The organism is Vibrio sp. OPT18 (assembly GCF_015163615.1).
Lineage (GTDB): Bacteria > Pseudomonadota > Gammaproteobacteria > Enterobacterales > Vibrionaceae > Vibrio > Vibrio coralliirubri.
Genome location: NZ_JADDYK010000056.1, coordinates 1 through 205, shown reverse-complemented (window position 1 = coordinate 205; position 205 = coordinate 1). Strand labels below are relative to the sequence as shown.

General features: G+C 49.8%; 1 rRNA gene. It reads right to left on the bottom strand.

Features of this window, described 5'->3' with window-relative positions:
- Positions 1-205: ribosomal RNA gene (locus tag IQQ51_RS15005) — 23S ribosomal RNA — on the bottom strand; the annotation flags it as partial.

Genomic DNA, 205 nt, shown 5'->3' with positions numbered 1-205 from the left:
TTAAGCCTCACGGGCAATTAGTACAGGTTAGCTCAATGCCTCGCAGCACTTACACACCCTGCCTATCAACGTCGTAGTCTACGACAACCCTTTAGGACACTTATAGTGCCAGGGAAAACTCATCTCAAGGCTCGCTTCCCGCTTAGATGCTTTCAGCGGTTATCGATTCCGAACTTAGCTACCGGGCAATGCCATTGGCATGACA